This window comes from Leptolyngbya sp. PL-A3 (assembly GCF_039962325.1).
GTDB lineage: Bacteria > Cyanobacteriota > Cyanobacteriia > Elainellales > Elainellaceae > Vacuolonema.
Window position 1 is genome coordinate 1 of the sequence record NZ_JAMPLB010000091.1, and the last position, 23,033, is coordinate 23,033.

Below are 23,033 nucleotides of genomic sequence, written 5' to 3' on the forward strand. Positions count from 1 at the left end.
TGGCCGAAACCGAACTCAGTGTTCTAGCTCGGCAATGTTTAGATCGCCGCATTGCCGATGAAGAAGCTTTACAACGAGAAATCCTGGCTTGGGAGGAGCGTAGAAATACCCAACTGCGAACCATCGATTGGCAATTTACGACCGATGATGCGCGGATTGAACTCAAACGGCTTTACCCCTCATTTCAACCTTGACACACCACTAGTTTTTTAGGAAATTTTTCATACTCAACTTTCTTTAAGCGGCAGCTTAAAGTTATCCATCTGTTCAGGGGAACAGTACCCTAGAATGGTTGCTTCCTTTCAACGTTTAACTACAGCATCGTTAAATTGACTTGACTGACAGCAGCACAGCAAACGTGGGAATCATAGAAAAGTTCTTAGGGTAAATAAGAACAACATGAGCGATCTCGGTACAACCACACACCATGTGATCGCTCTCCCTCAACCAACTACAGACAGTAGCAAAGAAAACTCAAACGTTTTTTCTAAGCTTAATCAGAGGCAAAGATAATCAGCGCTATAGGTGAGCCCCGACCGAAAGGCGCACCGCTGCAAGTATCTCCTCTCATGGCTTTAGTGGAAAATTCTTGTGGGTTTCATGGCATTTAGATAGAGATAACAGAACTTTGAGAGCCTTTAAAGTAAAACTTCTCGCGGGATAGATGCACAAATCTTATTCTTAAGCAGCCACCGTGATTGATATTTGATTACTGAACAACACTTAAAATTGATGATTTTGCTCCATACCTTAAATGAATTGGAAATTTATAGAAAGAGGCACTATTTATCTCTGTCTCGCTAAAATTACGCTAACTTTTATATGAAAAACTGAAAGTCTTGTTAAATAAGGACTAGGTTCTCTTAAAAGCCTTTCAAATCATCCAGGTAGTTGAAGCAGATGGAAAAATCTAGCCTAATAGGGGTGGCTGAAGGGTTGCTGTAACCAGGAACAGTTAGGCTTAAACTGAGGGCTGAAGCAATACAAATTCATTGAGTCGCGGCAGCAAATTTGAGGATTTCTGCATTTTCCTGGTATAAATAGGCTGTCCTAAAGGTTTTAGCCTACCAGGGTTTCAGACTAATTGTCCTTGTTATAGCTATGCTTCAATGGCCCTTTTTAGAGTAAGTTGAGAGAGGATACCATGGTGAAATGGTTTCGCTACTGCTTGTATGCTGCCGCGTTCATGAATGTTATGGGCTCTCTCGCCTTTATATTTCCCCTCGTTACCCAAAGTAATCCTCTGAGTATGCCAGAAGCGCATCCACTTTATTTAGGAACGCTATCATCCTGGATTCTTATTTTTGGTATTGCCTATGCCTGGATGGCATTCATGCAGAAGCCCGAGAGATTATTTATTGCTGTTGCAGCGGCATGTAAAGTAGCGATCGCTATTCTCTTTTTTGTGTTCTGGCTTGCGGGAGATTTATCATTTCTGGCAGCATCAGTAGGGTTAGGAGATTTGAGTTTTGCGATTGCCTTCATCTACTGGTTACGGCAATTCAATCGATATCCTTCCATACTCGACTAGGGAGCAAATGAGCATTTTGAGCGTGTATCATACGACCGAAGACTCCAAAACTGGAGAGGAGGGGCGCATCGCGCCCCTCCTCTCCAGTTTTGGAGCCTATTTGTGATCTACTGAACGTAAGTTTGGGATTGGCTGAAACATCCTTAACCCAAACTCACGTTGCTGAGGAAGAAGTTAATTAAATCACTATAAAATGGGTCGCAGTAAGTGCCACCCCTGGGCTGAGGGTTGCAATTTGGGCCATCCCCCCGGAAGCGGAACCGTTAGCATCGAAGAACAACTGGCCGTTCGCCTGGTAGTAGAGGAATCGGGTGTTGGCGCTCTGGCCTGTGCCATTAATGGACAAGGCGGAAGCTGGCAGGGTACCAGTGCTAAAGCTGAGACCGAAGCCGTAGCGGGATACTCGAATCTTATCCACGGTGACATCGAAATCGGTAATGCGATCGACTCCATGCTGGGTGCTGGAGAAGTCGAAGAAATCTTGCCCCGTTCCCCCCATCAGTTCGTCATTCCCTTCACGTCCAATCAGAATGTCATGACCAGAGCCACCGCTCAGGGTATCGTTGCCACTATCGCCATACAGCAGATCATCACCCCCATACCCAAAGAGCGAATCCTGGCCTTCACGTCCATTTAGCAGGTTGCCGCCACTGTTTCCTTGCATCCGATTGTCTTTGGTGTTACCTGCCCCATTATTGTTAGCGGTTCCCGTTAGAGCCAGGTTCTCGATGCCTTCCCCCAAGTTATAGCTAACGGAGGCATACACGGTATCTACACCACCAATCAGGTCATTTACCAGGCTCCCTTCCTCAGCGCGATCGCCCACATTGTCTACAAAATACGAGTCATTGCCTTGACCACCATTCATACTGTCGCTGCCTGCCTCACCAGACAGGATATCATTACCGCCAAACCCTAAAACCGTATCGTTCCCTTCCCCGCCGTAGAGGTCGTTGTTATCGCTGTACCCAGCGATGTAGTTATTCAGGCTATTCCCTCGGCCATCAAGGTTGCCCAATGCTGTGAGATAGAGCCGCTCAATGCCATCCCCCAAGGTGTAGTTAATGGACGATTGCACCTCATCTGTACCACCACCGCCTGTCTCGTTTACCTGATCGCCCATATTATTCACGATGTACGTGTCGTTTCCTGTGCCCCCGTACATTAAGTCAGCGCCACCTTCACCGTTTAGGGTATCATTGCCGCCTAATCCATAAAATGTGTCATTTCCATTGCCACCTAGAAGGTGGTTATTGTTGTTGTTACCGACGATGATGTTATCCAGGCTATTTCCAGTCGCCTTTTGTAGGGACGGGACTGAAGAACCCAGGGTGAGGTTTTCGACGTAAGGGGTGGATGCTAAACTCACATCACCATCAATAGAGGAAATGATGGTGTCTGTCCCTTCTCCCAGATACTCAACAACCACATCGCTTAAGGTGTCAATGAAGAAGGAATCATTGCCCTGCCCACCGTACATGGTGTCTGCTCCTTGCTTCCCATCCAGGCTGTCATTTCCCGCCTGGCCAGACAGTCCATTGCTCAGGGAGTTACCTGTAATGTTGTTACCGAGGCTATTTCCATAACCGCTCACCGCGTTATCGGTTATGGTCAAATTCTCCACATGCTCAGGAAGGGTATAGCTGATCCCGGAGTAGACTGTATCGAGACCTTCCCCAGCCAGTTCAATAATAGTAGACCCTCCGTCATCGGAGCTAATGTAATAAACATCGTCATTCTTGCCACCTCTGAGCCGATTAGTCCCGCTTCCACCATAAATCGTGTCGTTTCCATCACCGCCCAAGATAGTGTCATTGCCTGCACCACCATCCAAATTATCGTTACCTGCTTTTCCATCAATGGTGTCGTTTCCATCGTCTCCATGAAGTGTGTCATTTCCACTGGTACCTTGAAGGTTGTCGCTACCAGGAGTTGACAGTGTGTTTAAAGTGAGCAATAGCGGATTGTAGTTCAGGTCAATTTGGCTTTTCATGATCATTTTCTTTACAGGTGTCAATTGTCGATGTGCCGCATTGAGTTTGCTTTGCAGTTCGATGGTCAAACTAAAAGCAAATTCAGCAAAAGTTCACCCAATAGTGCTGAGTGTTGTGGAAGATTGCGAATGACTTATTAGATGAATGCGTTGTAGGGGTAATCACCCTCTATCTATTGCTCAAAGGCTTTCACGTTGCGTCTGAATCTCGCTTCCCTAAACCACAAATCTACGGTAAAGGGATTTTGAGGAACTGTCGTTACAGAAAAATTCAGGCTTTCCAGAGAAATAGTTCTGGTAATCGTTCTGGTAGCAGAGTTAGCGTTTGGGTACAGGCATTGCTGAAGGAGGTATGAATAGAACGTGAAACCGTGATTTCACGTTCTATTCATACCTCCCTCAGCAATGCCAGAATCTTTCAGCTTTCTATCAATCACGATTCGAGCAGCCGCCCGGATGCTCCATTCAGATCTGCTTGTTACTTTCTGCGGCAACTTGCTCTTGCTCTTCTAATTCAGATGTCGTAGTTTCTAATACGATTTCTAACTGCTCTACCGTGGGCATAATACCCTTCTGTCTGACGACAATTACTTTTGGGCAAAACGACAACTAGAACAAATGCTCAAATCTTTGCCACAGGCTCCGATCGCTTCTACGTATAATTGACGCGAAGGCAAGAAGTAATTGTCGTCAGACAACCCTTCAATTGATCGGGAACGGGGCCACTGCCAATTCTGTGGGTGGAGACACCGATGGGTTGAGTCATGCCTTGAAGGGCGAGTTCGGCAGTCATCTTGTTTTTGGATTTACATATTAACCCGGCAATGTAAGAAGGGGTGGTGTTCTAGACGTGTGGATCTGAGGCAAAATATTTCTCAATCTACCAGTTCCTCTCTTATGGCTTTAGAAGCAGTTCTCTGCCCTACGTGTGGTAACTCTAATGTGGTCAAATATGGACAATCAGCCGCCGGTAAACAACGCTACAAGTGTCGCCACCCAAACTGCTTACGCAGTACCTTTATTCGGCACTATTCCTACCGAGGGTATCTAGGGGAGGTGAAACAGCAGATTGCTGATATGGCCGTTAACGGCAGTGGCATTCGTGACACAGCCAGAGTACTGGGCATTAGTCCCACAACTGTGATTGAGGAATTAAAAAATTCCTCCAACTGGTGCCTGTTAACGAAGCCGTACTGGACCGATTAGCTCAACATGAAAACCTCGAAGTTGTTGTGCAACAAGCAGGAGAGGCCGAAATGGACGAGATGTGGAGCTTTGTTGGTAACAAAAAACAGGAACGATGGTTGTGGCATGCGATCAATCACCAAACGGGTGAAATATTAGCTTACGTCTTGGCTCCTCACGTTGACGTTGCCTTGAAAGAGTTGATGGCACTGTTAGCCCCCTTTGGTATTTACCGTTTTTACACTGGCGGTTGGGGCGCGTATGCCAGAATCCTTGACGAAGATAGCCATGAGGTTGGTAAACACCATACTCAGAAGATTGAGCGCAAGCATCTCAACCTACGGACTCGAATCAAACGATTAGCACGCAAAACGATTTGTTTTTCCAAGTCTGAACGATTACACGATACGGTCATTGGGTTATTCATCAACCGTTATGAGTTTGGCCGAGCCATTTAGTCCCCATCCACACGTCTAGAACACCACCGGCGATTTCTGTAGCAGTAGGTTCTTGAGCCTCTCGGTTACCTGTTTGAGCAATAGGCAAAATGCTCATTTTTTTGCCCCTTCATGGCCTTATTGAAGAGTTGTTATCATCAGGTAAAATTAGAGCAAATCCGGAGTTTGAAACATCGCAACTACGTTAATCAGCCGAGATTGATTGGGGATACACCAAAAAATATTGGTAAAGAAAAACTACTTGCAATCCCATTTTCTATATAGATTTCAGCCTAATTGCATTCTATGACAGCACCCCTGCTACCGAGGGATTTCGATGACAAACTCTGCACCATGGCCTGGTGTTGAATGGCAGGTTAACTGTCCCCGATGCTTTTCCACAATAATTTGATGGCTAATGGACAGTCCTAACCCGGTACCTTTACCAAGTGATTTGGTCGTGAAAAATGCATCAAATACTTGAGAGCGTACGTCCTCTGGAATGCCAGGGCCATTGTCAGCAACTTTGACGAAAATGCGATCGCCCCCTAGCCGTCCTGTCTGAATGCGAATTAAAGAAGAAATATTTTTTGAAGCGTTTTGGGCAATGGTGTCCTCCAGCGCATCAATAGAATTGCATAGGAGATTCATAAATACTTGATTTAGTTGGCTGGGGTAACATTGAACGGGTGGCAAATCACCATATTCTTTAACAATTTCAATACCAGCACGGTCTAATTTTGCTTTGAGACGGTGCTGAAGAATCATCAACGTGCTATCGATGCATTCATGAAGATCCACCTCTTTCATATCGGCTTCGTCCAACCGAGAAAAGCTTCGCAGTGAAAGAATAATTTGGCGAATCCGATCTGCACCTACTTTCATAGATTGCAATAGTTGAGGCAGATCTCCTTTCAGAAATTCAAAATCGATTTCCTCCATGCGCTCTTGAATCTTTGGTGTCAGGCTGGGATACTCCTCACAGAAAAGTTCCACTAAATCCATCAAGCTACAGGTATACTCTTCTGCGGGTTGGATATTGCCGTAGATAAAGTTGACGGGATTATTAATTTCATGGGCAACCCCAGCCACCAACTGCCCTAACAAAGACATCTTTTCATTCTGAATCAGTCGCACCTGGCTTTGTTGAAGATCTTGGAGAGCCTGGTTCAATTCTGATGTACGTTCTGCAACTTTTTGTTCCAGCGTCTTATTCAAATTCCGCAGTTGCAAATGCACGCGAATTCGAGCCAGGACTTCTTCATGCTGAATCGGTTTGGTAATGTAATCTACAGCCCCTAAGGAAAGCCCTTTAACTTTATCTACCGCATCGGAAAGAGCCGTCATAAATATGACAGGAATATCTCGGGTTTGCTCATCCTCTTTGATGCGACGGCAGGCTTCAAAACCATCAATGCCAGGCATCATCACATCTAACAAAATCAAATCTGGTAAATGGCTTTGGAGACGACTTAAAGCGCTTTCTCCGCTTTTAGCTACAGCAACTTCATAGCCCGATTCATTCAATACATCAAAGAGAACTTGAATGTTTGTTGGGTTATCATCTACGACGAGAATAGTACTGGATGGTAGCGTTGTCATATCCATAGGGCTTTCTAAACATGTTGTTCAATCAGTTGTAGAATGGCTTCGATTTCAAACTCCTGGGCTAACTTTAATAGTTGATTGGCAAAAGCTGCATAGTGAGGGTCGAGCTGTTTCAACTCGTTGGCCGCTTGCTGAATATTACGAACCAAACCTGCTTGCGCCGCTCTATGCACGGTAACCAGTTCCTCTGCAGAGGGAATGATCATCTTTGTAGCATCGGCCATGGGTTTGGGTGTCTTTTCACTCAAGCCTGCTTCGTAAATCCACTGCATCCCTAAATGGATTTGCAGTTCTTGTAGAAGCCCCTCAAACGCGATGGGCTTTGGAAAAAAGCTGCTGCATCCTGCATCCAAGCTCTCCTGCTGTTCGACATGGGATAGGCTAGCTGGAGATGCAATAATCGGCAGACTCGCAAACTCGGGCATCCGTCGTAACTGTCGCGTCATTTCCAACCCGTCTATATCCGGCATAAGAATGTCGGTGATAATGAGATTGGGATGGTGATTCAGGGCTTGATAGATCCCATCTTGCCCATTAGTCGCCTCGATAACTTGGAAGCCTAAGGGTTCGAGCATATTTACCAGAACGGATCGGTTCTCCTGATGGTCATCTATCACCAGAACTGTACGGCGATTGCCCTCATATCCAACCACCCTGGGGGCGAGGGTTGGGTTTTCCGGTTCAAGCCACTCTTGAGCCTTGGGTAGGTCGAGTTCAAACCAGAAGGTACTTCCCTTTCCCAATGTGCTCTCAACCTGAATTTCACCTTCCATCAGGTGCACAATTTGTTGACTAATGGCTAATCCTAAGCCAGTTCCTTCCTGTTTTTGTTCCTGATTTCCTGACTGCTCAAAGGGCAGGAAAATCTTTTTCAATTGCTCAGATGGCACACCAATTCCAGTGTCTTCAACCCAGAAGCGAATACGAGTCAGGGATAAAGATGGAGATGTGTCCACAACCTTGACGTTGAATAATACGCTACCCGTTTCCGTAAACTTTAGAGCATTGCTGAGTAAATTTAACAGAACTTGCCGCAGTCGTTTGGCATCAGCATGGATGGCAATGGGCAGCTCCTCTGACGCTTCAAAGATAAAATTAATTCCCTTTTGCTGCGCTTTGATACGGCAAATTTCGGCTGTAGATAGAAGGAAATTAGAAAAGTGAAAATCCTGGGGATATAGTTCTACTTTGCGAGCTTCGATTTTAGCTAAATCTAGGACATCGTTGATTAGGGTGAGTAGGTGGGAGCCGCACTGGTGAATGATGTTAATGCCCTTAAGCTGTTTATCAGTGATAGTAGGGTCGCGCTGGAGGATTTGGGCATAGCCAAGAATTCCGTTGAGGGGAGTCCGAAGCTCATGGTTCATATTTGCGAGAAATTCGCTCTTTGCCTGGCTTGCCACTTCAGCAGTTTCTTTCGCTTGTTCTAACTCGATCGCCCGTTCTGCCTTTTCTTGTAATAAGCGCTTAACTCGTTGAATTAACAGATTTAACGAGTTCGTTAATATACCAACTTCATCTTGGGTCGTAACCGGAGCTTGCAGATCAAAATTAGAATCTTGGGTGACTTGCTGTGCAACTTGAGTGACCCCCTGCAATGGGCGGGCAATGGCGCGGCTGGTAAGGCTTGCTAAGAGTGTTGCGATCGCCGTTGAAAGCAAGATACTCAGGAGAATAATTTGTAGCCGTAGTGCCTGAGCCTGGGCAAATTCTACTTTTGCTTGTTCGTATTGTTGATCTGCAACCTTAATACTTTGTTGTAGCTGTTCGGCTAGCAATTCAAATTGAATTCCAATCCGTGCCGATGAAGCTGTATGAGCTAGATCTAGGAGCCGCTGCCGTGTCGGTCGAATGTTTTGTCGGGAGACACTAGCGGGATCAATATTTTGCCATAGTTCTAGAATGAACTGTTGATATAAACCAGTAACGGTTTTGTATTCTTCTGCAAGTTTTTTAAGGTCTGTACGGTTAGCCATTATTGTCTGGTTTTGTTCAGCAAACGTTGCCAACGAGATAGCTAAATCCGAAGTGTGATGCACATCATTCTGAAATTTAACGGTCTCGTACTCGAACCAAACTGAATCCCCCAGTACCGCACTGAGGCGTTGGGGGTGCGAGCGAACTTCTAAAACACTCTTTTCCAGGTCATTGAGTAATCGCTGCTCGGTATCTGCTAGCATCAGCCGTTTCAGAGCGTGTTGTTGATAAACTTCTCCAGTAACCAACCCAATTGACGTACCGACGATGGAAATTCCCAGTGTAAGCGCAAAGCTATAGCCAATTTTTTGAGCAATTCCCAAACGCATCACCAAGTGATGGTATTTCTTAGGAATCCATTGACCAAGCTTAAAAGCAGATAGTTTATTGAACAAAATCACCCTGCCCAACTGCCAGATAAACATCTCGAACCAAATCGTAATCCTCATCTTTGGCGAGGGTTAATTGCGAACCCTTGTACTTAGTATGGTGCTGGGCGATTGCCTCAACCAACTGTTGCTGGTTTACCAGCATTCGCTCCCGCATGACATGAATCACCGCTGCATCTAAACTACTGCTAGCGATAAATATATCGTTGGGTAAAGGTGAGCCTTCAATGAGAACAGGAAAGGTATTGGTCGTACTCTCTAGAAAGTCCTTATAATCAACGGCAGAGCCACCCCAAGCGTCTACCTTACCCTGCTTCAGAGCTTCAACGCTGCCCTCATCCCCCAGCATCTGAACCTGGATGTCAGTTTGTGGGTCTATTCCTGCATCTATTAAGAGTTTGGTAGGGCCTAGATGGCCGCTGGTAGAACCAATGTCAGACATGGCGATCGTCTTACCCTTTAAATCTACGACCGTTTTTATTAGGCTACTTGCTGAAGTTGCTATGATAGAACGATAGTTGGGGCGAGTAATGCCCACAACGGGAACAGCATTCGTCCGAGATGTAATAACCACGTACTCTGAAGGGCCAGCCAGAGCTAACTCAACGGTACCTTGTTTCAATCCAATTGCCGCTGTCGTATAGTTTTCAACAGGGAAAAACTCAACTTCGGTTTCTAAAGCCATTGCTAGAGCAACACGAAGTGATTCATACTCTGCCTGCAGCTTTTCAAGCCCTTTAACATCGGTTACAGCGAACCGTAATTTTGTGGGGAGTGGCTGAGAAGGCGATTGTTTGGAGGTAGTAGTAGCTGCTGTACAGCCAGTGAAAACCAGAGCCGAATACCATAAAAAGTGGCGACGTTTCATTATAAGAATCCTGCTTTAAGCCCATACGGGCACTCTAGAGTGGAAGCTGGTATACCGCTCTAGAATGCCCGGCTCGTTATCACGGATATCATGCTTATGGAGAAAACTGGTTAAGGGTTGGTTAAGGGGTTAGTTTGTTTGAATCAGGCCAAACAGCTATTTGGCTATGCCTTAAAGAAGTATGGGTAGTTGTGTCGCAAAAAGCAGCTAATGGTAAGGTAAACAGGACTAAACTCTCCTCCCTGCCCTGTGATATCTACTCCTAATTCATTTAAGTGACAGCATTTCCTACCAAAGACTATCCTGTTAAATTTTCGGCGTTGCATGTAGAGAATGATTTAAGTGAATGATGGAATCCGATGATGCTTGAGATAGTAAATAAGTAACTGGACTGAGAAGGCTAACATCTCGACCGATTTGGAGTAACACAACGTCTTACGATGTAATCAGGCCAAGTAGTGCCGTAGTCGGTAGTTCTCTCCTTCGACCCGTGTCATGGCTGTTTTACTGACCAAATGGTCTCCCTCCTCAATCAAACAAGGGTACACCGGTTAACTATCCGTAATGTACAGAAAACAAGCCTAACCCATCACAATCTGCCACAACGGTTTGAAGGTCTCTAACGAGTGATCCCCCACGACAAACTTGAGAATACCAAGACGTTTTGTGTTAACGACTGTCCACAACCAGATTTTGGTTTTTTTGACCCACAAAAGTTTCTAACTCATCTAGTTGGGCCATTTCAGGAACTTCGTAATTCTCCTCAGGAACGGCTGCTGTTGCTTGGCGCACCCAGTTGATAACACTGTTATGGTTGATGCCGGTCACCCGCTCGATCGCTCGAAAGCCCATGCCTTTGAGTGACATGGTAACGCACAGGGTTTTGACCTCTTGAGTGTAGCCCTGCTGAGAATTGTCTCGGAACTGGCGACGACAATCTCGACACAGGTAGCTTTGCTTACTATTGCGAAACCCATTCTTGACAACCCTGTCGCTGGCACAATGAGGACAGTTCATAGGGACTACCTCGACGTACATCATTCTCTACTATGCAACGCCGTTGAGTACGATGCAGTGATGGAAGGGATAGAGAAGGGCATGAGCAGCAGAAGGGCAATCGCTAAGCTTTAACCCTTTTCTTGAAAAAATGTATGCGATTGCCGATGAAGATTATCCTTTCTGGGAATACCACATAAGATGTATTCTAAAACACACATCCATTCACAATTCATCAAATCTTCATTGCACTTTATCTAAGCTTCACCCAAGTAGCCTGGAATCCATAGTTTTATAGGGATGGCAAGAACTCCGTATCTTTAACTACAGAGTTCTTACGTTTTCAAGAAGAAGTACGGAGGCCGAAGAAAGTCATTCCTTGCTCCCGTTGCTTTTCCTTGTAGAACCCTAACCAGCTTTACTCAATCCGCAACAGGTTTGCCCCAATGCTAGGCTTTGGGTCTGCTTCCTTGTGCTCTCACTCTACGGCTCCTGATGGGGCCGTGGAATCTTTCCCCTTGAAACCTTTGGTGAATTGAGGATTTATGCGATCTCTTACGCCCAAGGAGTAGATTTGTGCTGATTTAACTTCACCTTTCCATTGTTTTTGCCGAGTGGTGGGCGCATCTCACTGCAAGAGTTTCGTGCATTTTTTCCGAGTCTACGCGCTTATAGAGCCTCTTGAGGATTCTCTAAGCCCTACTTTGTCCTGCAAACATCTACCTTCCAACCGCTCTCATGGCAATTAACTTTACGGGTTCCTATTCACAGAATTTTGATACACTGACCTCTTCCGGGGCCAGCAACCTGCTCCCCCAGGATTGGGTTTTATTGGAAAGTGGAACGAATGCCAATGGCAGCTATAACGCTGGGACGGGTAGCTTAAACACAGGTGATACCTACAGCTTTGGTGCGCCGGGAAGTAGCGAAAGAGCTTTAGGGAGTTTACAGTCTGGTAGCTTGAATCCCTCCTTTGGTACCAGTTTTACCAATAACACCGACAGCCTTATTAGCTCCCTGACCATTACCTTTACCGGGGAGCAGTGGCGCTTAGGGGCAACTGGACGAAGCGATCGCCTAGACTTCCAATACAGCGTGGATGCCGCTTCTCTGGCTAGCGGAACCTGGGTAGATGTCGATAGTCTGGACTTCAGTTCTCTTGTCACCACTGGAACTGTAGGGGCGTTGGATGAAAATGCTAACAGCACCCTCGTAACTGCCACGATTACAGGGCTAAATATCCCCGTCGGATCAACCTTCTGGTTCCGCTGGCAAGATTTCAACGCCAGTGGAGCGGATGATGGGCTGGCAATCGATAATTTTTCAATCACAACCGAAGTTATATCTGAACCGACAACGCCAGTTGTCACAATCGCCGCTCCCGATAGTACTGCTGCTGAAGCAAGTACAAACTCCGGCACCTTCCGCATTAGCCGCACGGGCGATACAACTAATTCGCTGACGGTTAACTATTCTGTTGGTGGAACGGCGAGAACTGAGGACTATTCGCCCAGCCTGACAGGTACAGCCACGCTCCCTGCTGGGCAGTCTTTTGTTGATGTATCCATCACACCCATTGATGATGCGGAGATCGAGAGCAACGAAACGATTACCCTGACCCTGATTGATACCGCCGATTATGATTTGGGGGCAACGAACAGCGCCAGTGTGGCGATCGCCGACAATGATGGCACCCCCGGAGCCATTCGGATTCGAGATATCCAGGGTGCAGCTCACATTTCACCCTTAGTAGGGCAAACTGTTAGCAACGTTGCGGGTATCGTTACAGCTGTTGCAACGAATGGCTTTTATTTCCAAGATCCGAATTCTGACGCAGATGATCAAACCTCTGAAGGCATCTTTGTGTTTACCAATGCTGCGCCTACCGTTGCGGTGGGAGATTCTGTCCTGGTCAACGGGACGATTGCAGAATTCCGTCCTGGAAATAACGCCAATAACCTCACGATTACGCAGATTACCGGCCCCAGCATTACGGTTTTGTCAAGTGGTAATGCACTACCATCGGCTGTGGTTTTGGGTAATGGTGGACGGACGATTCCCACTCAGACGATCAGCAACGACTTTATTATTAGTGGCGGCAACGTGGAAACTGGTGGGGATTTTGACCCAGCAAATGAGGGCATTGACTTCTACGAAAGCGTTGAAGGAATGCGGATTCAGGTGAACAACGCGATCGCGACCTCTCCCACGGCAAACTTTGGTAGCTCTGAGGAAATTTGGGTACTGGCCGATAATGGTGAAAATGCTACCAGCCGCGCTAGCCGGGGCGGTAGCTTGATCAGCTCCAGCGACTTCAATCCAGAGCGGATTCAGATTGACGACCTAATTAACGGAACGGTCACACTGCCGACGATGAACGTTGGTGCGCAACTTGGCCAGATTACCGGGGTTGTGAGCTACGACTTCAACAACTACGAAGTTCTGGTTTCTAATGCTCCGGCTGTTTTGCAGCCATCCACGCTGCAAAAGGAAGCCACGAACCTGACCAGCAGCGCGAATCAATTGACCGTCGCTACCTTCAACGTTGAAAACCTGGACCCCGGTGATGGTGCGGCGCAATTTGCGGCAGTAGCCGCCGCTATTGTGAATAACCTGCGATCGCCTGACATCATCAGCTTGGAGGAAATTCAGGACAACAACGGTGCAATTAATGACGGCGTTGTAGACGCGAACGTAACGCTTCAGACCTTGATTGATGCGGTCGCCGCTGCTGGAGGCCCCACCTACGAATTCCGTCAACTCAACCCGGTGGATGACCAGGATGGGGGTGAGCCGGGTGGCAACATTCGCGTCGGGTTCCTGTTCAACCCCAGCCGCGTGGGTTTTGTGGAAGGCTCGCTGCAACGGTTAACTGATCCGAACCCCACAGAGTCAGATTCCTTTGCCGGAGATGATTTTGCCAGCAGCCGTAAACCCCTGGTGGGCACGTTTACCTTCAATGGGCAGCAAGTCACGGTGATTGGCAATCACTTCAACTCTAAAGGGGGAGACCAACCGCTGTTTGGGCCCAATCAACCCCCGACTCTGACCAGCGAAAATCAGCGCAATCAACAGGCCACCATCGTTCGGGATTATGTTCAGACGCTTCTGGCGGCTAACCCGACGGCCAATGTGATTGTTGCCGGGGATCTGAATGATTTTGAGTTCTCTAACCCGCTCTCCATTTTAGAAAATGGCGGCCTCAATACCCTGGTGGAAACTCTACCCGCCAATGAGCGTTACACCTACAACTTCCAGGGCAACGCCCAGGTGTTGGATCACATTCTGGTTAGCGACAACTTGCTAACCAACCTGGATGGCTTTGATGTGGTTCACATCAACTCTGAGTTTGCTGATCAGGTGAGTGACCACGATCCCGTCGTGGCGCGGTTCAATCTCTCCGACAGTAACCCGGCACCGACTGTGGATCTGTCCAACTATGTGCGGATTGGTCGCTATAACCTGCCTGAACCCACACGCACCGCCGCTTCTGCCAATAACCTGCTGGCCCAGGAAGTCTCAGCCGTCACCTACAACTGGGATACAGACACCCTGTTTGTGATCGGTGATGGTGGCCGATCAATTGTTCAAATTTCGAAGACTGGGCAGTTGATCGACACGATGACGCTAGCGGCTGGTAGTAGTCCTCAGGGTATCGAATTCTATGACACGGAAGGCTTGACCTACGTGGGTGAGGGTCGGTTTGTGTTGGTGGAGGAGCGCGATCGCCAGGCCAGTCTGTTCACTTACACCCCAGGCACAACCCTGAGCCGAGCTGATGTGCAAACCGTCAAGCTTGGCACCACCGTTGGCAACATTGGGCTTGAAGGAATCTCCTATGACCCGCTAACTAACGGATTCATCGCCGTTAAGGAGAACCAAACCCAGGGTATTTTCCAGACGGGCATCGACTTTGCGGCGGGTACTGCCACCAACGGTTCGCCTACCACAACTAACTCGACGGATTTGTTCGATCCTGCGTCGCTTAACCTGGTGGATTTAGCAGATGTTTACGCCCTATCGAACCTGCCCGCTTTGAATGGAACGGCAACCTACAACAACCTGTTGGTGTTGAGCCAGGAATCAGGCCGGATTGTTAACGTCGATCGCGCTGGTAATATTTCCAGTTCACTAACCATTACCTCCGATCCAGGAAATCCATTAACCATTGTGGATCAGGGATTTGAGGGCGTGACGATGGATCGCAACGCCCTGCTGTATATCACCAGCGAGGAAGGCGGCGGGGATATCAACAATCCCCAGCTTTGGGTTTACGCCCCAGCCTCCTACACCTACACCAATCAAGCCCCCAACGGGATTAGTCTGGCCACTCCCACCACAACGCTGTCAGAAAGCACCAGCACCGCAACTCCTGTTAAAGTCGGCAACATCGTCATCAGTGACGATGCCTTAGGCACCAATACCCTGACGTTGAGTGGGCTAGATGCCAGTTTCTTTGCGATTTCAGGTACAGAGTTGTTCCTCAGAGCGGGTACGGTGCTGGATTTTGAAGCCAAGACCAGCTACAGCATCAACGTCAACGTCAATGACCCGGCAATTGGTAATGATCTGGATGCCACGGTTCCCTTTACCCTGACGGTTACAGACATTGTTGAAGCGCCCGTCTCTCTGGTGATCTCTGAGGTGGCACCTTGGGCCAGCGGCAACAGCTCCATCGGTGCGGATTGGTTTGAGGTGACAAACACGGGCACCAGCTCTGTGGACATCACGGGCTGGCGGATGGACGATAGCTCCAATGCCTTTGCGACATCGGTTGCCTTAAATGGCATCACAAGCATTGCCCCTGGAGAATCCGTCATCTTCCTGGAGAGCGCTGCACCCGCTACGGTGATCGATAACTTTAAGACGCTGTGGTTTGGCACAAACGAATCAACTAACCTGCAAATTGGCACCTATACCGGATCTGGAGTCGGGCTTGGCACGGGCGGTGATGCCGTCAACCTGTTCAATGCAGGGGGTGCGCTCCAAACCAGTGTGACCTTCGGGGCTTCTCCCGCAGGGCCATCCTTCCCTACCTTCGACAATGCCGCCGGGTTGAACAACACAACCATCGCGCAGTTCAGTGCGGTCGGTGTGAATGGAGCCTTCGTCGCCACAGGAAATGCCAATGAGATTGGCTCACCGGGTCAGATTGCGAACCCCGTTGTCGAACAGCCCTTTGTGCTGGAGTTGTTACACTTCTCCGACCAGGAAGGCGGCTCTCGGGCGATTCAGGATGCTCCTCGCCTCTCGGCAGTACTCAACGCTCTGCGATCGCAAGACTTGGGCGGTGACGGGTTGGCTGACAATACCCTGACCCTGTCCTCTGGCGACATGTACATTCCCGGTCTGTTCTTTGGTGCCTCGGCAGGGGCATTTGGTTCGGCGGGAATTGGGGATATTCAAATCCAGAATGAACTGGGAGTTCAGGCAAGTGCACTGGGGAACCACGAGTTCGACTTTGGTGCCCAAACCTTGGCTCGTCTGATCAGTGGTGCGGCTCCCGGCACCATTCTCGGTGCAGACTTCGCAGGAACTGCTTTCCCGTACCTTTCCACTAACCTCAATTTTGCTCCCAACGCTGATTTAGCACCCCTGGAAGTTGCGGGTGGGCAGGCTCCTCAGGCAGGAACGGTGAGTTCTTCCGTGGTGATCAACGTGAACGGTGAGAACATTGGTGTAGTCGGCGCGACAACGCCAACCCTTGCCAGTATTTCCAGTTCTGGTACGGTGGGGATTTCCCCCAGTCCCTTCGCGGCGACCCCCACTCCCGAACAACTCGATGCCCTGGCGGCTGAAATTCAGCTTGAAGTGGATGCCCTGCGAGCCGCTGACCCAACCCTCGACAAAATCATCCTGCTGGCCCATATGCAGCGGATTGATATTGAACTGGCTCTGGCAGAGCGTCTACGCCATGTTGACATCATCGTTGCCGGAGGATCAAACACCCGCCTCTTCGATAGCAATGATCGGATTCGGACAGGCGATAGTAACCAGGGGCAATACCCTCAATTTATTACCAACGCTGGTGGCACCCAAACGGCGGTGGTCAACACGGACGGCAACTACAAGTATGTCGGTCGACTGGTGCTGGAATTTGATGCTAATGGCAACATTATCCCCACCAGCTATGACCCGGATGTTTCCGGTGCTTACGCTACCGATGCACAGGGGGTAGCAGACCTGAATGCAGGTGGTCTAGTTGACCCAGAAATTCAACAGATTGTGGATGCGATCGAAGCCCAGATTCTATCAACGGAATCGAATGTCTTCGGAATCTCCAACGTATTCCTCAACGGCAACCGTTCTGGCACTAGCAACCCAATCGATCCAGACGGGGTTCGTACCCAGGAAACGAACCTGGGGAATCTGACCGCTGATGCCAACCTGGCAGAAGCTCAGGCTATTGACTCCACTGTGCTTGTTTCGATTAAGAACGGTGGTGGTATCCGCTCCTCCATTGGTCAAACCATTGTGCCAGCAGGGGGCAGTGCTGCCGTAAGGCTTCCCAATGAAGCTGTGGTTGATAGTCAGGGGAACGTTATTAAGCCGGAAGGTGGCATTAGCCAGAATGACATTCAAACGGCGTTGTCCTTCAACAATGGTTTGAGCCTCATTACTCTAACCAAGACGGAGTTGGTGGCATTACTGGAGCATGGTGTCAGTGCGGTAGGAGCCGGGTCATTCCCACAAATTGCAGGAGTTAAGTTCTCCTATGACCCTGACTTCGCAGCAGGTAACCGGATTCAGAACGCAGCGATCTTCGATGAAAATGACAACCTGATTGCTGAACTGGTGCGCGACAGTGAGGTGGTCGGCGATCTCAACCAATTGTTCCGAGTTGTAACCCTCGACTTCCTGCTGGTACCCCGATTCAATGCAGACGGTAGCTACGCCAGTGGTGGTGATGGTTATCCGTTCCCCAACCTCAACACTAATCCTGCCCTGGGTGCAGTAGGTGATCCAGCGGTGATTGCCCGAGCTAACGTGGTTTCCCTGGTACAGGCTGGGGTGCGAACTGGAGATGCCACCTTTGCCAACAACGGTAGCGAGCAGGATGCTCTGGCAGAGTACCTGTTCGACAACTTCCGCACCACACCTTATAACGAAGTGGATACAGGTCGCGACTTCGACGATCGCATCCAGAACCTCAACTTCCGTGAGGATTCCATCGAGTCAGCCTTTAATGATGCTCCGGTGGCCGTCAATGACACTGCTAGCACCACTGGTTCACAATCGGTCGTCATCTCTGTTCTTGCCAACGACACTGACCCGGACGCTGGCGATACGCTGGCGATCGCTTCTTTCACCAACGCCACTAACGGTGTTTTGGTGCAGAACGCTGACAATACCTTTACCTACACTCCCAATTCTGGTTTTACAGGTACTGATAGCTTTACCTACACGGTTCGTGACAGGGGTAATTTGACTTCGACGGCTACGGTTACCCTCACCGTCACGCAGGCGAGCAACCAGATTATCGGCACCAATGGGAATGACAACCTAGTTGGTACCAACCGTGCGGATACAATTCTGGCTCTGGCAGGTAATGACACCCTCAAGGGGGGCTCGGGGGCAGACCGATTAGTGGGCGGTCGGGGCAATGACACTTACATCGTGGGTGCAGGGGATGAAGTGGTTGAAGCCCTAGATGAAGGCATCGATCTGGTCCGTTCCTCCATTAGCTGGGTACTTGCTGATAACGTTGAGAACCTCACCTTAACGGGTAATAGGGCGATCGATGGCACCGGTAATAACTTGGCCAATGTATTAAGCGGGAATAATGGACGGAATCAACTGACAGGTTTGGCGGGTAACGACTTCCTCAACGGTCTAGGTAACAACGATACGATGGTTGGAGGTATGGGAAATGACACCTATGTCATTAATACGGCGGGCGATCGCACCCTCGAAAATGCCAACGAGGGCAGTGATCTGGTACTTTCCTCCGTTACCGTAGCCCTTGCAGCTCATGTGGAAAACCTTACCCTAACGGGAAATGCCAACATCAATGGTACAGGTAACGCATTCGATAACCGATTAACAGGAAACATCGACGGCAACGTTCTCAATAGCGGTAGCGGTAATGATGTGCTGATAGGTGGACGGGGCGTTGATACATTGATTGGGGGCAGCGGTAATGATACCTTTGCCTATAATGCTCTAAATGAGCGGGGCGATCGCATTAACGACTTCAGCACAACTCAGGACAAACTGGATCTGAGTGCATTGTTTGACAAGCTCGGCTATGGTGGCTCCAATCCCATTGCCAATGGTTATTTGAGATTTACCCGCTCAGGTTCTACTAATCTCGTACAGGTTGATCAGAATGGGCTGACAGGCGGTGCCAACTTTAGAACCCTCGTCACGCTCAATAACGTGGCTCCCGCCAGCCTCGTTGTTGGCTCAAATGTGCTTATCTAATATCAACTCCGATTGAAGGACTCAAATATGAGAAGTGCTTGTGCGCCAAGCGCTTCTCATATTTCTCTTTTTCCAAAGCGATATCTCATCTCTGGAGGATTTTAGAAGAATAAGCATCAACTTAACTCTAATTCAGCACCTCATTAAAGTCGAATTAATCCTCTCTTAAGCTAGGAGTGAGAGCTTCTTCTAAGGGCAATTAATTGTAATTGGGTAACTATTGTCATCCATTTCTTTTCAAGTGTTCAACAACACTTGTGAACTGCAATATCACTCCATTCCTTCATGCCTTGAAAACTTAAAAATAGCCCTAATTCGGTAATTCGTCTAGCGATGAATGCCTCGTTTTTGTTCGCTTTATGCAATGTTGAGCATTTAGGGAGATTTTAGCCGTCATGATAGACTTCGACATGAGCCAACTCATCCAAATGAGTGAAGTGAATGGCTATAACATTAACTCCCTGGTAACGAATGGCGACATGGTTGATAGTTATACGAGAACCTGGTGCGGGGGAGAGCAATTCTCATTTTTGTCGAGGTCTGCAACCCTGGAAGGGTTTGCCTCTCTTGACGCAGATACCTTTGCAATGGTTGATAGTTATACGAGAACTTGGTGCGGGGGAGAGCAATTCTCATTTTTGTCAGGGTCTGCAACCTTGGAAGGGTTTGCCTCTCTTGACGCAGATACCTTTGCAGAAGGCCCGCCAACAGGCAAAGGGATTGAAGGGAACGGTCGCACAGGCCCTTTTGAAGGGCCCCCCATTCAGGGTTTCAGCGGAGTTCAGTTTGCCCTAGGAGGAGATGGGTCTACCTTCTGGTTCCTTTCAGATAATGGATTTGGTTCGAGGACAAACAGCAGCGACTACCTGTTGCGCATCTATCAGGTAGACCCCAACTTCGCGGGGTCCGAGGAGGGCGATCGCTCTGTCAAAGTTCAAGGCTTTGTACAACTGAGCGATCCCGACAACCTGATCCCGTTTGATATTCAGAATGAAGGGACGAGCGATCGCCTTCTCACTGGCTCTGATTTTGACGTTGAATCCTTTGCCATTGATAGCAACGGGGATATCTGGATTGGCGACGAGTTTGGCCCCTACATCCTGCACTTCGATGCCACTGGCAAACTCCTGGAAGCTCCGATCGCAACTCCCAATCTGGCAGAACTCAATACGCTGAATGGCCAAGATCCACTTGTAATTGGGCATCGGGGAGCCAGCGGTAGTCGCCCGGAGCATACCCTGGAGGCTTACAGATTAGCCATTGAACTTGGAGCTGACTTTATTGAACCCGACTTGGTCGTTACCAAAGACGGGGTGTTAGTAGCGCGCCATGAAAATGAGATTTCGAGCACAACCGATGTGGCCGATCGCCCAGAATTTGCCGGTCGCCGCACTACTAAAGTCATTGATGGAGTTGAGCTGACTGGCTGGTTTGTGGAAGATTTCACCCTGGCTGAGTTGAAAACGCTACGAGCGATCGAGCGGATCCCAGGTATTCGCCCCGATAACACGGAATATAACGGGCAGTTTGAAATCCCCACGTTAGCGGAAATTATTGACCTGGTTAAATCTGTTGAAGCGGAAACCGGAAGGAAAATTGGTATCTATCCCGAAACCAAACATCCCACCTTTTTGGCATACGAAGGAACATTTATTGATGGTACTCCCATCAACCTCGATACCAGCCAATTACTGATCGACACCTTAACTGAGAATAATTTTACCGACCCCAGTCGCATTTTCATTCAGTCGTTTGAAGTGCAAAACCTGATCGAAATTCAGGCTCGCCTGGATGAAGAAGGTTTGAGCGACATTCCTCTGGTACAGCTCTATGGTGACACTACTGAAGCTGCTGATCCAGCAGATGCTTTCTCTTTCCCCTACGACATCCGTTATAACGTTGCTCAGGGCAATGATTTAGCTACGATCTATGGTCAGGATTTTCTGGATACTGTCGAGAATCCCCTTTCTGAAAATACGGTCTATGCTGACCTGGATACTGTCGAGGTCTTGCAGCTCATCCGCGACAAGTATGCCGAGGGAGTAGGCCCATGGAAAAACAACATCCTGCTGCGAGAGTCGTTGGAACAACCCGTAGACGGCAATGGGGATGGTGTTGCCCAGATTACAACGCAGTTGACCGGAGTTGTGACCTCATTCATCGACGATGCCCATAGCGCCGGTTTGCAGGTTCATCTCTACACCCTTCGTAATGAAGAAACCTTCCTGACCTTGAATCCGGACGGCACTCCCCAAACTCCTGAGCAGGAAATTTCCCAACTCATTTCCTTGGGGGTTGATGGGTTCTTTACTGATTTCCCCGGTACAGGAGATCAGGTTCGTGACCAAGCAGTAGCAGATAAGGTGCGATCGCCCGATCATTCAGATGTATTGGCAGGGGAGGCGATTGCCAACCTCAATCCCTCCCGTGGCTTTGAAGGCATGGCTTTTAGCCCCGACCGCCGCACCCTCTACCCACTCTTAGAAGGCTCCGTTGTGGGAGATCCTCGGGGTTCCCTCCGGATCTACGAGTTTGATGTTGCCAGCAGCAGCTTTACCGGACTTGCAGGCTTCTATCAATTGGAATCAGCGGATCATGCGATCGGTGATTTTACCCCGATTACTGAGAATGAATTTCTGATTATTGAGCGGGATAGCGGCCAGGGTGAAACGGCTGAGTTCAAGAAGATCTTCAAAATAGATTTCTCTCAGATCAATAGTCAGGGTTCTGTTAAGAAGGAAGAAGTTGTTGACTTACTAACCCTTCGCGACCCTAATGACCTCAATGGTGATGGCCGTACCACCTTCGATTTCCCATTTACGACGATTGAAAATGTACTGGTGCTTGACACTGATACGATTCTTGTAGCCAATGACAACAACTACCCCTTCTCCATGGGTCGGAATCCTGACATCGACAACAACGAAATCATTGAGATTACCTTAAATCATCCCCTCAATCTCAATTCTCGTTTGGGCATTGCTGGCTTGAACCTGATAATGAGGTTGTGTCGCAAAAACGGGTCAATGGTAAGGTAGGTAAGCTCAGTCCTACATTCTCCCCCTCTGATGTCTGCTCCTACTTTGTTCAAGTAGTGGTATTTCTTGCCCAAAATCATCCTGCTCAACGTGCAGTAGTACTGTCGCTACGCCTTGAAGAAGCTTGCACCGCTCCCAGGTGTTCAACCTCATTCTGCTTTTTGCTTGGTGTGGTATTCATATCACCTCACTAACTCAAGGGTCAAAAAAACTAGGGCAGCAAAGGTAACTGGAGAAGGTATCAGAAGCCAGTAAATCCGTTGGCAATTTTCTCTTTCACTTACGAAATTGCGCCCTTGAGGGCATAGTCCAGTCAGCTTTGCCGTCCTAGAAAAAAAGAGCGGGTGGGATGCCCGCTGGGGTGGGTGCTAGGAGATGGGGCGAAGATGTATCAATAGAGATTAATAAAGGGTTAGAGACTAATCGCTTGGAGGGTCTTCAAAGATTGCCCCTCTTTGCTTGAGATCCTCCATCCAGCCCTTTCAAGGTGCTTTTTTATCTTTTTTAGATTTCGATTCACTCAGCAATCGAGCAGTGGAGACATGAGGTTTGTCTTTTTGCCGTTCGGGTTTTGGAACTTTCTTTTT

10 protein-coding genes and 2 pseudogenes are annotated in these 23,033 nt (G+C 48.4%); 6 read left to right on the forward strand and 6 right to left on the reverse strand.

The genetic code is table 11. The features are described from left to right. Both NDI52_RS31650 and NDI52_RS31655 read left to right on the forward strand, forming a co-directional pair. Window positions 1-194 (forward strand): annotated as a pseudogene (locus NDI52_RS31650) (IS630 family transposase); the annotation flags it as partial. 950 nt (window positions 195-1,144) lie between these two features. Beyond that, window positions 1,145-1,531, forward strand: a complete 387-nt coding sequence (locus NDI52_RS31655; RefSeq protein ID WP_190773708.1) for a hypothetical protein — start codon at window positions 1,145-1,147, stop codon at window positions 1,529-1,531. Window positions 1,532-1,709: 178 nt separating this feature from the next. On the opposite strand, the gene NDI52_RS31660 is transcribed toward NDI52_RS31655, so the two are convergent. Both NDI52_RS31660 and NDI52_RS31665 read right to left on the reverse strand, forming a co-directional pair. Continuing rightward, complete coding sequence (locus tag NDI52_RS31660; protein ID WP_190773709.1) at window positions 1,710-3,524, reverse strand: calcium-binding protein; 1,815 nt, start codon at window positions 3,522-3,524, stop codon at window positions 1,710-1,712. Window positions 3,525-4,176: 652 nt separating this feature from the next. After that, a complete protein-coding gene (locus tag NDI52_RS31665) occupies window positions 4,177-4,317 on the reverse strand; it encodes a hypothetical protein (RefSeq protein ID WP_190773710.1) in 141 nt (46 codons plus the stop codon). Window positions 4,318-4,421: 104 nt separating this feature from the next. Here NDI52_RS31665 and NDI52_RS31670 point away from each other — a divergent pair, with 104 nt between their 5' ends. Together NDI52_RS31670 and NDI52_RS31675 are read left to right on the forward strand one after the other, a co-directional pair. Then, window positions 4,422-4,730, forward strand: coding sequence for an IS1-like element transposase (locus NDI52_RS31670; RefSeq protein ID WP_242045955.1), 309 nt, complete (start codon window positions 4,422-4,424; stop codon window positions 4,728-4,730). Beyond that, complete coding sequence (locus tag NDI52_RS31675) at window positions 4,697-5,167, forward strand: IS1 family transposase (protein WP_347280200.1); 471 nt, start codon at window positions 4,697-4,699, stop codon at window positions 5,165-5,167. The genes NDI52_RS31670 and NDI52_RS31675 overlap by 34 nt, the downstream gene beginning before the upstream one ends. Before the next feature lie 300 nt (window positions 5,168-5,467). Here NDI52_RS31675 and NDI52_RS31680 read toward each other — a convergent pair whose 3' ends face one another. From NDI52_RS31680 to NDI52_RS31695, 4 genes and pseudogenes are all read right to left on the reverse strand, one after another. Then, complete coding sequence (locus NDI52_RS31680; protein ID WP_190773719.1) at window positions 5,468-6,748, reverse strand: response regulator; 1,281 nt, start codon at window positions 6,746-6,748, stop codon at window positions 5,468-5,470. A gap of 14 nt (window positions 6,749-6,762) precedes the next feature. Then, on the reverse strand, window positions 6,763-9,180 hold the full coding sequence (locus NDI52_RS31685) for an ATP-binding protein (protein ID WP_206758194.1): 2,418 nt from the start codon (window positions 9,178-9,180) through the stop codon (window positions 6,763-6,765). Continuing rightward, a complete protein-coding gene (locus NDI52_RS31690; RefSeq protein WP_190773712.1) occupies window positions 9,116-9,988 on the reverse strand; it encodes a PhnD/SsuA/transferrin family substrate-binding protein in 873 nt (290 codons plus the stop codon). Before NDI52_RS31690 ends, NDI52_RS31685 begins: the two co-directional genes overlap by 65 nt. Before the next feature lie 338 nt (window positions 9,989-10,326). Continuing rightward, a pseudogene (locus NDI52_RS31695) lies at window positions 10,327-11,005 on the reverse strand (IS1 family transposase). Between the two features lie 717 nt (window positions 11,006-11,722). Between NDI52_RS31695 and NDI52_RS31700 the strand changes: the two are divergent. Both NDI52_RS31700 and NDI52_RS31705 read left to right on the forward strand, forming a co-directional pair. After that, entirely contained in the window at window positions 11,723-19,408 is a 7,686-nt protein-coding gene (locus NDI52_RS31700) for an SdiA-regulated domain-containing protein (RefSeq protein WP_190773713.1), read from the forward strand. Between the two features lie 395 nt (window positions 19,409-19,803). After that, the gene (locus NDI52_RS31705) at window positions 19,804-22,446 is read left to right on the forward strand and encodes an esterase-like activity of phytase family protein (protein ID WP_242045957.1); all 2,643 of its coding nucleotides are present in this window, start codon (window positions 19,804-19,806) and stop codon (window positions 22,444-22,446) included. Window positions 22,447-23,033: the final 587 nt, after the last annotated feature.

What these genes read in the sequence shown, in the direction of transcription:
- NDI52_RS31680 (WP_190773719.1), bottom strand. Translation starts at nt 6,748, where the DNA reads ATGACAACGCTACCATCCAGTACTATTCTCGTCGTAGATGATAACCCA.
- NDI52_RS31685 (WP_206758194.1), bottom strand. Translation starts at nt 9,180, where the DNA reads ATGAGGATTACGATTTGGTTCGAGATGTTTATCTGGCAGTTGGGCAGG.
- NDI52_RS31705 (WP_242045957.1), top strand. Translation starts at nt 19,804, where the DNA reads ATGATAGACTTCGACATGAGCCAACTCATCCAAATGAGTGAAGTGAAT.
- NDI52_RS31690 (WP_190773712.1), bottom strand. Translation starts at nt 9,988, where the DNA reads ATGAAACGTCGCCACTTTTTATGGTATTCGGCTCTGGTTTTCACTGGC.
- NDI52_RS31700 (WP_190773713.1), top strand. Translation starts at nt 11,723, where the DNA reads ATGGCAATTAACTTTACGGGTTCCTATTCACAGAATTTTGATACACTG.
- NDI52_RS31670 (WP_242045955.1), top strand. Translation starts at nt 4,422, where the DNA reads ATGGCTTTAGAAGCAGTTCTCTGCCCTACGTGTGGTAACTCTAATGTG.
- NDI52_RS31665 (WP_190773710.1), bottom strand. Translation starts at nt 4,317, where the DNA reads ATGACTGCCGAACTCGCCCTTCAAGGCATGACTCAACCCATCGGTGTC.
- NDI52_RS31660 (WP_190773709.1), bottom strand. Translation starts at nt 3,524, where the DNA reads ATGAAAAGCCAAATTGACCTGAACTACAATCCGCTATTGCTCACTTTA.
- NDI52_RS31655 (WP_190773708.1), top strand. Translation starts at nt 1,145, where the DNA reads ATGGTGAAATGGTTTCGCTACTGCTTGTATGCTGCCGCGTTCATGAAT.